This is a genomic window from Evtepia sp. (genome assembly GCF_034090835.1).
In the GTDB taxonomy this organism is placed as follows: domain Bacteria; phylum Bacillota; class Clostridia; order Oscillospirales; family Oscillospiraceae; genus Evtepia.
Genome location: NZ_JAXDRS010000054.1, coordinates 16,638 through 30,183, shown reverse-complemented (window position 1 = coordinate 30,183; position 13,546 = coordinate 16,638). Strand labels below are relative to the sequence as shown.

The following is a 13,546-nucleotide window of genomic DNA, read 5'->3' as shown; positions in this document are numbered from 1 at the left end:
CCGCTATATCCACTTTTATAACTATGAACGTATCCAGTTAAAAACCGGAGAGGCACCGCTGGCGCGGCGCCTCTCCACCTAAAACTTATTTTTCCTACCAGGGCGCTTTTTGTACTGTCCGCACAATTTGGAGCAGTTCACTCTCAGGGTTCGGCGTTTTGCGTTTTTATACGTACTGCAATGAAACTCAATCAAGGAAAAAAGTATCGATGGTTTCAATAGACAAAAGTGTCTCTGTTTCCTTCACTCCGGCAGCCCTTGCAAGAGGCAATGAACTGGTTGATCAGCGTCTGCTCTTTTCGGTAGAGCATCAACCGACCATACTCAAACGCACAAGAGGCAAGTGCCTGTGCGAATTCGGAGGCCTGTTGCCCGCAGAACATAGATGCGGCAGAGGCGATCAGCTTGATCATAGCGTCAAGGGAGATCCACAGGCAATCTTCTATATAGTCCACCTCCGTGAGATCCTCATGCTTAAACAGAATTTCCTTGTCATGCAGTTCGTCAGCCAGTTTTTTGATTGACTCAATGGTTTTTTGAGAGGTACATCTTGAGATCATTACGGCGGAGCCGCGTATGTACTTTTCATACAACTGAAAGACGAGAACGCTGTATGTTTGATCATTTCGGAGGATAACAGATTCCGATACGGCGTGGATAAGCTCTTTCCAATCCTCTGTACAGAAAGAAGATGGACTTTTTCCGCTTGCGATTTTCTTCAATACAGCAAGGGTAAGAACGGTTGCTGCCTTCACACCTGTTACACTTGCTGCTTCCTCCTTTTCGGATAAAGCAGTTGCGTGTTCCTGCATGGATTGGATAAGCTTTACTGCCTGCTGGAGTTTTTCTCCAGCGGGCGCTTGCATGAGTTGCTCAAGTGTAAACTGCTTTGCATAATGCGGAAGATGCCAATTCATTATGATTCACCGACCGTTCTTTCAAACATGGCAGACAGCGCTCTCGTGTTATTTACAAGCGCGCCTAAGAGCTGCTTTTGCGAATCGTCGAGCGTCAGATAGTCTGAGCCAAACAGGGGAAGCGATTGCATCAGCATATCATTTAGTTGGCTACGGATTTCTGCGGTCTCTCTTAAGAGTAGGCTAATTTTAGCGTCTAACTCACGAACGGACTCGGTGTTCTTTTTGACGGCTTGGATTTCTTCGTTCTTTTGCTTGTTCAGCTTGGCTTTTTTTGATGTGAAGATCAGAATAGAGGATAGGAGTGTTGCCCCGGCGATCGACCATCCGACTGGACCGGCAAGAGCAAGCAATGCCCTTCCAGCAGCCATTCCGCCGCCTGCTGTAAGGGCACCGCCGCCCAACCAGGCCAGCGCAGCGTTGGTTGCGGCTGCACCGGAGAGTGTTGAGATCGCGGCTCCGGTAGAGGCAGTGCCGAAGGTAGTGGCTATCCACATCGCAGCAGTAGGGGCCATGAACGCAACGGATGCGCCTGCAGCAAGGCCGGCACCTGCATTGGCCACTGTTTTTCGGGCTTCTTGTAGTTGCCGGTCGGCGAAGTCCCGTGATTCTGTAAATTTTTTGCGGCAGACAGAAATTTCTTCAAATTCTGTATCAAAAGTTTTCGGGCGATGGGCAATGCTGTTGACCAAACTTTCAACCAAGGAAATCACATCGAGCGAGCGGCAACGCTCAATGTAAAGCTGCAAACCCTTATCGTTCATGATGGTGTAAACGTCATTGTACTCTGTGATGGACTCCTGAAGCATACGATCCAGCTCAGTGAGTTTCTCCTTGATACTATCTTTTACAGCGGCTGTTGCCTCTTTGAATTCACCGCCTTTTTCGATCAAGGTGCTGGTAGCTTCCGCTGCTTTATCTTTGATTGCATCGACGTCAATGCTGGAAACTCCTTTTTGAGCTGCCGCTTTCCAATCAGAAAACACTTTTTTCGGTGCCTTGGGGGATACCATAAATTCCTCCTGTTTCTCGTATAGACGTGAGTCATAAAACGTTCATTCGCTGTTCTACAAAAGATTCTTTCCTTTTAGTGAATAGGTAATCATTGTGATGAGTTGGATATACTTGTTCAATTAATATAGTATATCACTTTGTGAGCTCAGGTGTAAAGTGATACCATTCAAGAACAGCCCCCTGGCTTAGCCAGGGGGCTGTCTTTGCAAGGGTATGGTTCAGCGTCCGGCGGCCACCAGGTGCTCCGTGACAGAGCGCAGGGCCTGGGCCAGCTGGTCAATGTCCTCTTTCGTGTTGGAGGGACCAAAGGAGATGCGGAGCATCCCGTCTCTGGTGGGCTTGGGGAGGTTCATGGCGGTGTACACATGGCTGGCCTTGCCCCGGTGGCAGGCGGAGCCGGAGGAGACGCAGATGCCCTGGTCGCTGAGGTAGCGCACCGCCACCTGGCTGGGATAGCCAGGCAGGGAGAGGGCACAGATGTGGGGGGCGTCGTCAGGAGAGACCAGCACCAGGCCCTGGACTGCGGCGGGGAGAGTCTCCCGGGCGTAGGCGCTCAGCTGCTTCAGATGGTCCATGTGCCGGGTCAGTTCTTCCTTCCCCAGGCGGCAGGCTGCGGCAAAGGCGGCGATCTGCGCGGTGGGTTCCGTACCCGAGCGCAGGCCCTGCTCCTGTCCGCCGCCCCGGATCAGGGGGAGCGCCCGGAGGCCTTTGCGGATGTACAGGGCGCCGATGCCCTTGGGGGCCCCGATCTTATGGCCGCTGATGGTGACGAGGTCAGCGCCCAGGGTCTTGGGGGTGAAGGGAAGCTTCAAAAAGCCCTGCACTGCGTCGGTGTGGAGGAGGGCGGCGGATTGTTTGGCTTTCAGCAGCTGGGCGGCCTGGGCCACCGGCTGGACGGCTCCGGTCTCGTTGTTGACCAGCATCATGGAGACCAGGACGGTGTCCGGCCGCAGGGCTTCTTCCAGGTCGGTGAGGGAGACGTGTCCGCTGCGGTCCGGCCGGAGATAGGTGACGGAGTACCCCTGCTGCTCCAGGGCCTTGCAGGGTTCCAGCACGGCAGAGTGCTCGATGGCGGTGGTGATGATGTGCTTGCCCTTGTGGCGGCCCAGATGGGCGGCCATGGAGATGGCCCAGTTGTCCCCCTCTGTGCCGCAGGAGGTGAAGAAGACTTCTTCGGGGGCGCAGCCCAGGGCGTCGGCCACCTGGGCCCGGTGGTCCGTGAGGGCCTTGGCGGCCTGGGTTCCCAGGAAGTGGAGGGAGGAGGGGTTGCCGTACCCCTGGGTCATGGCCTCCAGGGCGGCCTGGGCGGCTTCGGGGAGGACCGGGGTGGTGGCAGCGTGGTCCAGATAAATGGTGTTCATAGAGAGAAACCCTCTTTCGGGATGGTGTAGTCAAAATCTTATTTATTCTAATGAGTCTTGGGGAAAAAGTCAAGATAAGCCCCCGTCCCTGGGTGGTAGGGACGGGGGCGTTTGGTGCTGGGATCACTGGAACTCCATGAGGAGCTGGGCGGCAGGGTTGTTGTTGGTGGCCAGACGCATCATGTCGTAGCGGGTCATATCTCCCATGTTCATCTTGATGCGCACCAGGTCGCTGTCCCCGGCGTCGTAGAGCAGATCCGGGACGATGGCCACCCCGTGGCGGGCCCGGACCATGAGGAGCTGGGCGTTGGTACTGTTGGTCTGGGCGAAGCGGTCGGGGACTACGCCAAACTCCCGCAGGAGCATCTCCCGGAGCATATCCATGGAGTTGGGGCCGGAGTTTTCGCAGTTGGTGATGAGACATTCGTTCTGGAGCATGGAGACGGCGTCGTTTTTGGGATACTTTTCTGCAATCGCCTTTTCTGCCACCAGATAGTTGGAGGACTCAAACATGGGCCGGGAGAGGATGTCTTCCTTGGAGAAGGCGTCCTCGCACAGGACGTTGGCTAGGATCACATCCAGTTCCCCGGACTTGAGCTTTTCCGTGAGGGCGCCGTAGGTGTACTGGAAGATGTCCACCTTGATCTCCGGGTGGGCGATGAGGAAGCGGGAGAAGAAGTCCTCGGTGCGGCGGTATTCGTACATGCCGATGCCCACCTTGACATAGCCGCTGTACTGCTCCTGGATGGCGATGAGCCGCTTTTTGGTGTCGTCGTAGTAGCGGAGCATGAAGGTGGCCCGCTCATAGAAGAACTTGCCCGCGTCGGTGAGGGAGACGGAGTGGGCGTTGCGGTTAAAGAGACGGACCTGGAGCTTGCCTTCCAGGGAGGCGATGTACTGGCTGATGGCGGTCTGAGAGACGGAGTGGGCCGCAGCGGCCTGGGTAAAGCTGAGGCACTCGGCCAGGGTAATGAAGTACTCGATCTTTTTATTCAGCATAACAGGGCATCCTTTCATAAGGACAGTCTTATCTTATGGTATAGATTCTGCAATACTTTTGGAGAAAAGTCAAACAGGAATTTTGTTTTTTCCGGGAAGAAGCCGGGAAAAAGAAGAAAAAAACAGAATAAAGCGACATGTGTCTTGTCATATGTAAAACTGTGTGTTATAATGACCGGCAATGAAAAAACGCGGCCTGGAGCCGCAATCATGGCGCAGAGGAGAGAAGCAGCGATGACCATGGCAGAAGAGATCCAACAGCTGAAAAAAGAAAAGAACGCAGTGATTCTTGCCCACTATTACGTCGCCCCTGAGATCCAGGAGATCGCAGACGTGGTGGGCGATTCTTTCAACCTGAGCAAGGAGGCGGTGGCCCGGCCGGAGCAGACCATTGTGTTCTGCGGGGTGTCCTTTATGGGGGAGAGCGCCAAGGTGCTCAACCCGGAGAAGACGGTGCTCATGCCCGACCCCGAGGCGGACTGTCCCATGGCCCACATGGCGGACGGAGAGACCATCGCCCGGATGCGGGAAAAATATGAGGACCTGGCGGTGGTGTGCTACATCAACTCCACCGCGGAACTCAAGACCCACGCTGACGTGTGCGTCACCTCCTCCAACGCGGTGAAGATCGTGCGGGCCCTGCCCAACAAGAATATCTTTTTCATTCCCGACCGGAACCTGGCCCACTACGTGGCCCAACAGGTGCCGGAGAAGCATTTTGTCTTTAATGAGGGCTACTGTCCCATCCACGATAAGATGGCGGCGGAGGCCTTAAAACAGTGCAAGGCGGCCCATCCCCAGGCGGAGGTGCTGACCCATCCGGAGTGTCCCCGGTCTGTGCTGGACCTGTCCGACTACGTGGGCAGCACCACGGGCATCATTGACTACGCCCGGAAGAGCAGCGGGACATCCTTTATTATCTGCACGGAGAACGGAGTGCGCCACCAGCTGGAGAAGGAAAACCCGGATAAGACCTTCTATTTCCTTCAGCCGGAGCCGGTGTGCACTGACATGAAGCGGATCACCCTGGAGAAGGTCCTTCATGTCCTTAAGACCGGGGAGAACCAGGTGGAGCTGCCGGAGGACCTGCGGGTGCAGTCCTGCGTGCCCCTGGACCGGATGATGACCCTGGGGAAATAATGGGTCCCCGGGAAGAAAGGAAGCAGATGCAGAGATGAAGAAACGAGCAGAGGTCGTCATTGTGGGCACCGGGGTGGCTGGTCTGTACAGCGCCCTGAACCTGCCCCGGGACAAGGATATTTTGATGATCACCAAGTCGGACGCAGAGAGCAGCGACTCCTACCTGGCCCAGGGAGGGATTTGCGTGCTGCGGGACGAGGAGGATTACGACAGCTATTTTGAGGACACCATGAAGGCCGGACACTATGAGAACCGGAAGGAATCCGTGGACATTATGATCCGGGGGTCTCAGGATGTGATCCGGGATCTGGTGGGCTACGGCGTGGAGTTTGCCAAGGAGAACGGGGACTTTGTCTTTACCCGGGAGGGGGCCCATTCCCGGCCCCGCATCCTCTTTCACGAGGACATCACCGGCCAGGAGATCACCAGCAAGCTCCTGGCCCGGGTGCGGGAGCTGCCCAACGTGACCATTCTGGAGCACACCACCATGGTGGATATTGTGGAAGAAAACGGCGGCTGCGCCGGTATCGTGGTGGAGACCCCCCAGGGGGAGCGGGAGACCATTTTGGCGGCCTACACCATTTTAGCCACCGGTGGCATCGGCGGGCTGTATGCCCACTCCACCAACTTCCCCCACCTCACCGGGGACGCTCTGCGGGTGGCCAAGGCCCATGGGATTCGTCTGGAGCACCTGGACTATGTGCAGATCCATCCCACCACCCTGTATTCCAAGAAACCCGGCCGCCGCTTCCTCATCTCCGAGTCGGTGCGGGGCGAGGGGGCTGTGCTCTACAATAAGCAGAAAGAGCGGTTCGTGGATGAGCTCCAGCCCCGGGATGTGGTCACCAAGGCCGTCCGGGAACAGATGGAGAAGGATGGCACAGAGCACGTCTGGCTCTCGATGGAGAACCTGGGACGGGAGACCATTTTGAAGCACTTCCCCAACATCTACCAGCGGTGTCTGGAGGAGGGGTATGATGTGACCCGGGAGCCCATTCCTGTGGTCCCGGCCCAGCACTATTTTATGGGGGGCATCTGGGTGGACCAGAACAGCCAGACCTCCATGCGCCGTCTGTTTGCCGTGGGCGAGACCAGCTGCAACGGGGTCCACGGGGCCAACCGTCTGGCCAGCAACTCGCTCCTGGAGAGCATGGTCTTTGCCAAGCGGGCTGCGGGTAAGATCAAGGAGAGCCAGCGGATGCATCAGGTCCAGGCGGTGTAAGAGGGAAAGGAGAGGCTATGAACCAGAATACGATGAAATTGCAGGCCGACCATCTGATTATGGAAGCCCTGCGGGAAGATATTTCCAGCGAGGACGTGACCACCAACGCGGTCATGCCGGCGGCAGTGGAGGGGGAAGTGGACCTCATCTGCAAGCAGGACGGCGTGATCGCAGGCCTGTCTGTCTTCCGCCGGGTGTTCCAGCTGCTGGATGATACGGTCCAGGTGACCTTTTTCTGCCAGGACGGAGACCGGGTGACCCGGGGCCAGAAGATGGGCACCGTCCGGGGGGATATCCGGGTGCTCCTGTCCGGGGAGCGGGTGGCCCTCAACTATTTGCAGCGGATGAGCGGGATCGCCACCTACACCCGTTCGGTGGCCGACCTGCTGGAGGGCAGCCGCACCAGGCTCCTGGACACCAGAAAGACCACCCCCAACATGCGGATCTTTGAAAAGTACGCCGTGCGGGTGGGTGGCGGCTATAACCACCGGTACAATCTGTCCGACGGGGTCCTCTTGAAGGACAACCACATTGGGGCCGCCGGCAGCGTGACCCGCGCGGTGGAGATGGCCCGGGCCTACGCCCCCTTTATACGGAAGATAGAGGTAGAGGTAGAGAACCTGGACATGGTGAAGGAGGCCGTGGAGGCCGGGGCAGATATCATCATGCTGGACAACATGACCGTGGAGGAGATGGGCCAGGCTGTGGCCCTCATCGACGGACGGGCGGAGACTGAGTGCTCCGGCAACGTGACCCGGGAGAACATTGCGCGGCTGGTCTCCGTGGGAGTGGACTACATTTCCAGCGGTGCGCTGACCCACTCCGCACCCATTCTGGACATTTCCCTGAAACATCTCCATCCGGTGGAGAAAGGGCGGTAAGGCCCATGACGGGAAGAAAGGGAGGGTCGGTCTCCTATGACGGTTGCAGAGCGGAGAACGCAGATTTTAAATGAGATTAAGAACAGCCGGGGCCCGGTGCCGGGGTCCCGCCTGGCGGAGCAGTACGCGGTGAGCCGGCAGGTGATCGTCCAGGACATTGCCCTCATCCGGGCGGCGGGCCACGCCATTCTCTCCACCAACCGGGGGTATCTTTTGCAGGCGCCGGTGATGGCCCAGCGGGAGTTCCGGGTAAACCACACGGACGAGGAACTGGAAGGAGAGCTTCTCACCATCGTGGACCTGGGCGGTAAGGTGGTGAACGTCACCATCCAGCACAAGGTGTACGGCCGGCTGGAGGCCCCTCTGGGGATCGCATCCCGGCGGCAGGTGATGGACTTTCTGGGGGAGATCCGTGAGGGGAAATCCCGGCCCCTGAAGAACATCACCGGCAACGATCATTCTCATCTGATCGAGGCAGATTCCCAGGAAACCCTGGACCTCATCGAGCAGGCCCTGCGGGCCCAGGGGATCCTGGTCTCCGGCCCGGCGGCGCAGGACGACCCGTAACCGGAAGGAAGGCCCTGAAAGAATAGAAAACCGTTCTTTCAGGGCCTTTTGCAGAGAAATTATATTGGGAGATAATTTTGATTTTTCTTTGTTTTCAATTGAAATTTACGGTTTTCCTGTGAAAAAATTCTGAAAATACGGGGAAACCGGAAGCATGGACAGAGAGAAGGAAATTGGGAATTGACAGAAACCTTCGAATCTGGTACCATACTAAAAATGCAGTGAGAAAAGCCATTGCTGACTGTGGGAGGAATACAAGAATGAAGATTCTCTTGAATCATGTGACTGTGTTTCGCAAGGGCACAGCGGAGCAGATGTCTGTTCTCGTGGAGGATGGACGTATTGTTTCCCTTTCCAAGGAAGCTCCCGTTGTTTCCGGTGCCCATGTGATTGAATTGGATAAAGGCGTATTGTTTCCCGGTTTCGTGGATGTGCATGTACATCTGCGTGAGCCGGGTTTTTCGTACAAAGAGACCATCGGCACGGGGACCCGGGCGGCGGCCCGGGGGGGCTTTACCTCTGTGTGCCCCATGCCCAACCTGAAGCCGGTGCCGGATTCTCTGGCCCACCTCCAGGAGGAGCTGGCCTGCATTGAGAAGGATAGCGTGATCCACGTCTATCCCTACGGAGCCATCACCGTAGAGGAGAAGGGACAGGAGCTGGCCGCCCTGGAAGAGATGGCCCCCCACGTGGTGGCCTTCTCCGACGACGGCAAAGGGGTCCAGAACCCGGAGATGATGAAGCAGGCTATGCTGCGGGCCAAGGCCCTGGGCCAGCTCATCGTAGCCCACTGCGAGGATGAGAGCCTCATCCAGGGAGGCTACATCCATGACGGGGCCTACGCCAAGGCCCACGGCCACCGGGGGAATCCCTCCGCCAGCGAGTGGAAGCAGGTGGAGCGGGACCTGGACCTGGTGCGGGAGACCGGCTGCGCCTACCACGTCTGCCACGTCTCCACCAAGGAGACGGTGGAGCTCATCCGCAAGGCAAAGGCGGAGGGACTGGACGTGACCTGCGAGACCACCCCTCACTACCTGGTGATGAACGACAGTATGCTCCAGGAGGACGGCCGCTTTAAGATGAATCCCCCCATCCGCAGCGAGGAGGACCGGCAGGCCCTGCTGGCAGGCATCCTGGACGGGACGGTGGACATGGTAGCCACCGACCACGCACCCCACTCCGCCGAGGAGAAGAGCCGGGGACTGGAAAAGAGCTTTTATGGTATCGTAGGGCTGGAGACCGCCTTCCCGGTGCTGTACACCGAGCTGGTGCGCCCCGGCATCCTGACCCTGGAGAAACTGATCGATGTCATGTATACCAACCCGGCCAAGCGGTTTGGCATCGGCTCCCCGGTAGAAGAAGGGGCGGCAGCTGACCTGACGGTCTTTGATCTGGAGGCATCCTATCCTGTGGACCCGGCAGACTTCCTCTCCATGGGGAAGAGCACCCCCTTTACCGGGCGGACGGTGTTCGGACGGTGCCTGCTGACCCTGGCCGGGGGAGAGATCGCCTGGCAGGCAGAAGGAGGGAGCACACGGTGAAGAAGTGTCTGTTTACCATCGTTTCCAACGAAGAACTGGCCCCGGCCGCCTTCCGCATGGTGCTGGAAGGGGACACCACGGCCATCACCGCCTCGGGGCAGTTTGTGAACATCGCCCTGGAGGGCAAGTTCCTGCGCCGCCCCATCTCGGTGTGCGACTGGAACGAAAGCCAGCTTACCATTATTTATAAGGTAGTAGGGGAGGGCACCGCCCAGATGAGCCGGATGGTCCCCGGCCAGGCCCTGGATCTGCTCACCGGTCTGGGCAACGGCTATGACCTGTCCAAGTCCGGTCAGCGTCCCCTGCTCATTGGCGGCGGAGCCGGCGTGCCCCCCATGTACGCCCTGGCCAGGCATCTGCTGGCCCAGGGGAAGGAGCCCTCGGTGATCCTGGGCTTTAACCGGGGAGAGGAATGTTTCCTGAAAGAGGAATTCTCTGCCCTGGGGGTTCCGGTAACCGTGGCGACTGCGGACGGTTCTCTGGGCGTGAAGGGCTTTGTCACCGACGCTATGCCCTCTGAGGGTTACACCTACTTTTACACCTGCGGTCCGGAGCCCATGCTGCGGGCCATCGACGGCAAGGCAGTGACCTCCGGTCAGCTGAGCTTTGAGGAGCGGATGGGCTGCGGCTTCGGCGCCTGTATGGGCTGCACCTGCAAGACCAAGTACGGCAACAAGCGGATCTGCCGGGAGGGCCCCGTTCTGGAAAGGGAGGAGATCATATGGTAAAGACAGCGGTCAGCCTCAGCGGGATCCAGCTGGATAACCCGGTGATTCCCGCCAGCGGGACCTTCGGGTTCGGCTATGAGTTCACCCAGTGGTACGACATCAACTGCCTGGGCGGCATCAGCGTGAAGGGAACCACCCGGGAGCCCCGGTTTGGCAATCCCGCCCCCCGCATCGCAGAGACCCCCGGCGGAATGCTCAACGCTGTGGGCCTCCAGAACCCGGGCATCGACAAGGTGCTGGCAGAGGAGCTGCCCCGGCTGCGGGAGGTCTATCATAAGCCCATCCTGGCCAACATCAGCGGCTTTTCCATGGACGAGTATGTGGAGTGCTGCGCCAAGGCGGATGCTTCCCCGCACACCGACATCATCGAAGTGAACGTCAGCTGTCCCAACGTCCACCACGGGGGCATGAGCTTCGGCACCGACCCCAACATGGTCTACGACGTGACCCGGGCGGTGAAAGGGGTGTGCAAGAAGCCGGTTTACATTAAGCTTTCTCCCAATGTCACAGACATTGTTTCCATCGCAAAGGCCTGCGAGGAGGGGGGCGCAGACGGCCTGAGCCTCATCAACACCCTTATGGGGATGCGGCTGGACCTGAAAAAGCGGGCGCCCATCCTGGCCAACACCACCGGCGGCCTGTCCGGCCCGGCGGTGTTCCCGGTGGCCCTGCGGATGGTTTGGCAGGTTTACGAAGCGGTGAAGCTGCCCATCATAGGAATGGGCGGCATCCAGAAGGCGGAGGACGTCATCGAGATGATGCTGGCTGGCGCCACCGCCGTGCAGGTGGGGGCAGCCAACCTGGTGGACCCCTACGCCTGCAAAACGATCATTGACACCCTTCCCGGCGTCATGGAGCGCCTGGGAATCGAGAATTTAAAGGATATCATTGGAGGTGCCCACGGATGGGAAAAGATGTAATTATCGCCTGTGATTTCAGCAGCAAGGAAGAGACCCTGGCCTTCCTGGACAAGTTTTCCGGGAAGAAGCCCTATGTGAAGATCGGGATGGAGCTCTTTTACGCAGAGGGTCCGGCCATCGTCCGGGAGATCAAAGCCCGGGGCCACAAGATCTTTCTGGACCTGAAGCTCCATGACATTCCCAACACGGTGAAGAAGGCCATGGCCGTGCTCTCCCGTCTGGACGTGGACATGGTGAATCTCCACGCCGCAGGCACCCGGGCCATGATGGAGGGCGCTTTGGAAGGAGTGACCCGTCCTGACGGCACTCGCCCCCTGGTGATCGCAGTGACCCAGCTCACCTCCACCAGCCAGGAGCGGATGCAGGAGGAGCTGCTCATCGACCAGCCCATGGACAAGACCGTCATGCACTACGCTGACAACGCTGCCAAGGCAGGGCTGGACGGCGTAGTGTGCTCCCCCATGGAGGCGGGGAAGGTCCATGCCACCTGCGGTGACGGGTTTGTGACCGTGACCCCTGGCATCCGGTTTGCCGACGGGGACAAGGGCGACCAGGTGCGGGTGACCACCCCGGCCCAGGCCAAGGAGATCGGCTCCGATTATATCGTGGTAGGCCGTCCCATCACCGGGGCAGCAGACCCGGTGGAAGCCTATGAGAGATGCGTTCGTGAGTTCGTGGGATAAGGAGGATATCATTCATGAAGACCAAGATTGCAAAGGATTTGTTGAAGATCCAGGCGGTGTTTCTCCGCCCGGACGAGCCCTTTACCTGGGCCAGCGGCATTAAGAGCCCCATTTACTGCGACAACCGCCTGACCCTCTCTGACCACCAGGTCCGCCTGGACGTAGAGACCGGTCTGGCTGCGCTGGTGAAGGAGCACTATCCTGAGGCAGAGGCCCTCATGGGCACCAGCACCGCTGGTATCGCCCACGCTGCCATCACCGCCCACCTGCTGGAGCTGCCCATGGGTTATGTCCGTTCCGGTGCCAAGGATCACGGCCGGAAGAACCAGATCGAAGGCAAGCTCACCCCCGGCGAAAAGGTGGTGGTGGTAGAGGACCTCATCTCCACCGGCGGGAGCGTGCTGGAAGTGGTGGACGTGCTGCGGCAGGCCGGGGCTGAGGTCCTGGGCATCGTGAGCATCTTTACCTACGGCATGAAGAAGAGCGTGGACCGTCTGGCCCAGGCCCAGGTGAAGAACGTGAGCCTTACCGACCTGGACACTGTAGCCACGGTAGCCGCCCAGGAAGGCTACATCCGTCCGGAGGACCAGGCACGGCTCATCGCCTTCCGGAACGATCCTTCCGACGAGAGCTGGATCGGAAAGAAGGGCTGAGCATGAAGCGGGATCTCATTGATATTACGGATCTGTCCGTGGAGGAGATCGACGAGCTCATCGCCAAAGCGGAGGATATCATCGAGCACCCGGAAGAGTACCGGGAGAAGTGCAAGTATAAAAAGCTGGCCACCCTCTTTTACGAGCCCTCCACCCGCACCCGCCTGAGCTTTGAGTCTGCCATGTATGAGCTGGGCGGCCAGGTGCTGGGTTTCTCCGAGGCCCAGAGCTCCTCGGCAGCGAAAGGAGAGAGCGTGGCGGACACCGCCCGGACCGTGAGCTGCTTTGCTGACATCATCGCCATGCGCCACCCCAAGGAGGGCGCTCCCCTGGTGGCCTCCATGAAGGCCACGGTGCCGGTCATCAACGCCGGCGACGGCGGCCATCACCACCCCACCCAGACCCTCACCGACCTTCTCACCATCAAGCGGGAGAAGGGGAGACTGGATAACCTGGTCATCGGCTGCTGCGGCGACCTGAAGTTCGGCCGGACGGTCCACTCTCTCATCGGGGCCATGTCCCGGTATGAGAACGTACGCTTTGTGCTCATCTCCCCGGAGGAGCTGCGGGTGCCGGAGAGCGTGCGCAGCGATCTGCTGGAAAAGCAGAAGATCAACTTCGTAGAGACCACCTCTCTGGAAGAGGCCATGCCCCAGCTGGACATTCTCTATATGACCCGCGTCCAGCGGGAGCGGTTCTTCAACGAGGACGACTACGTCCGCCTGAAGGACAGCTATATCCTCACCCCGGACAAACTGCGCACGGCCAAGTGGGACCTGTCCATCCTGCACCCCCTGCCCCGTGTGAACGAGATTTCCACGGCCATCGACGACGACCCCAGAGCCTGCTACTTCCGTCAGGTGCTGTGCGGCAAGTTCATTCGGATGGCCCTCATGCTGAAGCTGTTGGAGGTGGAGTGA

General features: G+C 58.7%; 14 protein-coding genes. 10 read left to right on the top strand and 4 right to left on the bottom strand.

Annotated elements, in window-relative coordinates; genetic code table 11:
- Positions 1 to 215 precede the first annotated feature (215 nt).
- The 4 genes from SOR61_RS09925 to SOR61_RS09910 all read right to left on the bottom strand — a co-directional run bounded on the left by SOR61_RS09925 (position 216) and on the right by SOR61_RS09910 (position 4,291).
- Positions 216 to 917, bottom strand: coding sequence for a hypothetical protein (locus SOR61_RS09925; protein WP_320612501.1), 702 nt, complete (start codon positions 915 to 917; stop codon positions 216 to 218).
- On the bottom strand, positions 917 to 1,930 hold the full coding sequence (locus SOR61_RS09920; protein WP_320612500.1) for a hypothetical protein: 1,014 nt from the start codon (positions 1,928 to 1,930) through the stop codon (positions 917 to 919). The genes SOR61_RS09925 and SOR61_RS09920 overlap by 1 nt, the downstream gene beginning before the upstream one ends.
- Positions 1,931 to 2,149: 219 nt before the next feature.
- A complete protein-coding gene (locus tag SOR61_RS09915) occupies positions 2,150 to 3,292 on the bottom strand; it encodes a cysteine desulfurase family protein (RefSeq protein WP_320612499.1) in 1,143 nt (380 codons plus the stop codon).
- 123 nt (positions 3,293 to 3,415) lie between these two features.
- Positions 3,416 to 4,291, bottom strand: a complete 876-nt coding sequence (locus SOR61_RS09910; RefSeq protein ID WP_320612498.1) for a LysR family transcriptional regulator — start codon at positions 4,289 to 4,291, stop codon at positions 3,416 to 3,418.
- A gap of 210 nt (positions 4,292 to 4,501) precedes the next feature.
- On the opposite strand from SOR61_RS09910, the gene nadA reads away from it, so the two are divergent.
- From nadA to pyrB, 10 genes are all read left to right on the top strand, one after another.
- Positions 4,502 to 5,431: a quinolinate synthase NadA gene (gene nadA / locus SOR61_RS09905; RefSeq protein WP_407066536.1), complete on the top strand. Its 930-nt coding sequence runs from the start codon at positions 4,502 to 4,504 to the stop codon at positions 5,429 to 5,431.
- A 34-nt stretch (positions 5,432 to 5,465) separates the two neighbouring features.
- Positions 5,466 to 6,653, top strand: coding sequence for an L-aspartate oxidase (locus SOR61_RS09900; protein ID WP_320612497.1), 1,188 nt, complete (start codon positions 5,466 to 5,468; stop codon positions 6,651 to 6,653).
- A 17-nt stretch (positions 6,654 to 6,670) separates the two neighbouring features.
- The gene (gene nadC, locus SOR61_RS09895; protein WP_320612496.1) at positions 6,671 to 7,534 is read left to right on the top strand and encodes a carboxylating nicotinate-nucleotide diphosphorylase; all 864 of its coding nucleotides are present in this window, start codon (positions 6,671 to 6,673) and stop codon (positions 7,532 to 7,534) included.
- Between the two features lie 36 nt (positions 7,535 to 7,570).
- The gene (locus SOR61_RS09890; RefSeq protein ID WP_320612495.1) at positions 7,571 to 8,101 is read left to right on the top strand and encodes a transcription repressor NadR; all 531 of its coding nucleotides are present in this window, start codon (positions 7,571 to 7,573) and stop codon (positions 8,099 to 8,101) included.
- Positions 8,102 to 8,361: 260 nt separating this feature from the next.
- A complete protein-coding gene (locus tag SOR61_RS09885) occupies positions 8,362 to 9,642 on the top strand; it encodes a dihydroorotase (RefSeq protein ID WP_320612494.1) in 1,281 nt (426 codons plus the stop codon).
- Positions 9,639 to 10,370 carry a dihydroorotate dehydrogenase electron transfer subunit gene (locus tag SOR61_RS09880; protein ID WP_320612493.1) on the top strand — a complete coding sequence of 244 codons (732 nt, stop codon included), beginning with the start codon at positions 9,639 to 9,641 and terminating at the stop codon, positions 10,368 to 10,370. Before SOR61_RS09885 ends, SOR61_RS09880 begins: the two co-directional genes overlap by 4 nt.
- Positions 10,364 to 11,290, top strand: coding sequence for a dihydroorotate dehydrogenase (locus SOR61_RS09875; RefSeq protein WP_320612492.1), 927 nt, complete (start codon positions 10,364 to 10,366; stop codon positions 11,288 to 11,290). Before SOR61_RS09880 ends, SOR61_RS09875 begins: the two co-directional genes overlap by 7 nt.
- Positions 11,275 to 11,973, top strand: a complete 699-nt coding sequence (gene pyrF, locus SOR61_RS09870; RefSeq protein ID WP_320612491.1) for an orotidine-5'-phosphate decarboxylase — start codon at positions 11,275 to 11,277, stop codon at positions 11,971 to 11,973. Before SOR61_RS09875 ends, pyrF begins: the two co-directional genes overlap by 16 nt.
- Before the next feature lie 14 nt (positions 11,974 to 11,987).
- Positions 11,988 to 12,626, top strand: coding sequence for an orotate phosphoribosyltransferase (gene pyrE, locus SOR61_RS09865; RefSeq protein WP_320612490.1), 639 nt, complete (start codon positions 11,988 to 11,990; stop codon positions 12,624 to 12,626).
- A gap of 2 nt (positions 12,627 to 12,628) precedes the next feature.
- Positions 12,629 to 13,546 carry an aspartate carbamoyltransferase gene (gene pyrB, locus SOR61_RS09860; protein ID WP_320612489.1) on the top strand — a complete coding sequence of 306 codons (918 nt, stop codon included), beginning with the start codon at positions 12,629 to 12,631 and terminating at the stop codon, positions 13,544 to 13,546.

What these genes read in the sequence shown, in the direction of transcription:
- pyrE (WP_320612490.1), top strand. Translation starts at nt 11,988, where the DNA reads ATGAAGACCAAGATTGCAAAGGATTTGTTGAAGATCCAGGCGGTGTTT.
- pyrB (WP_320612489.1), top strand. Translation starts at nt 12,629, where the DNA reads ATGAAGCGGGATCTCATTGATATTACGGATCTGTCCGTGGAGGAGATC.
- pyrF (WP_320612491.1), top strand. Translation starts at nt 11,275, where the DNA reads ATGGGAAAAGATGTAATTATCGCCTGTGATTTCAGCAGCAAGGAAGAG.
- nadA (WP_407066536.1), top strand. Translation starts at nt 4,502, where the DNA reads ATGGCGCAGAGGAGAGAAGCAGCGATGACCATGGCAGAAGAGATCCAA.
- SOR61_RS09900 (WP_320612497.1), top strand. Translation starts at nt 5,466, where the DNA reads ATGAAGAAACGAGCAGAGGTCGTCATTGTGGGCACCGGGGTGGCTGGT.
- SOR61_RS09885 (WP_320612494.1), top strand. Translation starts at nt 8,362, where the DNA reads ATGAAGATTCTCTTGAATCATGTGACTGTGTTTCGCAAGGGCACAGCG.
- SOR61_RS09915 (WP_320612499.1), bottom strand. Translation starts at nt 3,292, where the DNA reads ATGAACACCATTTATCTGGACCACGCTGCCACCACCCCGGTCCTCCCC.
- nadC (WP_320612496.1), top strand. Translation starts at nt 6,671, where the DNA reads ATGAACCAGAATACGATGAAATTGCAGGCCGACCATCTGATTATGGAA.
- SOR61_RS09925 (WP_320612501.1), bottom strand. Translation starts at nt 917, where the DNA reads ATGAATTGGCATCTTCCGCATTATGCAAAGCAGTTTACACTTGAGCAA.
- SOR61_RS09890 (WP_320612495.1), top strand. Translation starts at nt 7,571, where the DNA reads ATGACGGTTGCAGAGCGGAGAACGCAGATTTTAAATGAGATTAAGAAC.
- SOR61_RS09910 (WP_320612498.1), bottom strand. Translation starts at nt 4,291, where the DNA reads ATGCTGAATAAAAAGATCGAGTACTTCATTACCCTGGCCGAGTGCCTC.
- SOR61_RS09920 (WP_320612500.1), bottom strand. Translation starts at nt 1,930, where the DNA reads ATGGTATCCCCCAAGGCACCGAAAAAAGTGTTTTCTGATTGGAAAGCG.
- SOR61_RS09875 (WP_320612492.1), top strand. Translation starts at nt 10,364, where the DNA reads ATGGTAAAGACAGCGGTCAGCCTCAGCGGGATCCAGCTGGATAACCCG.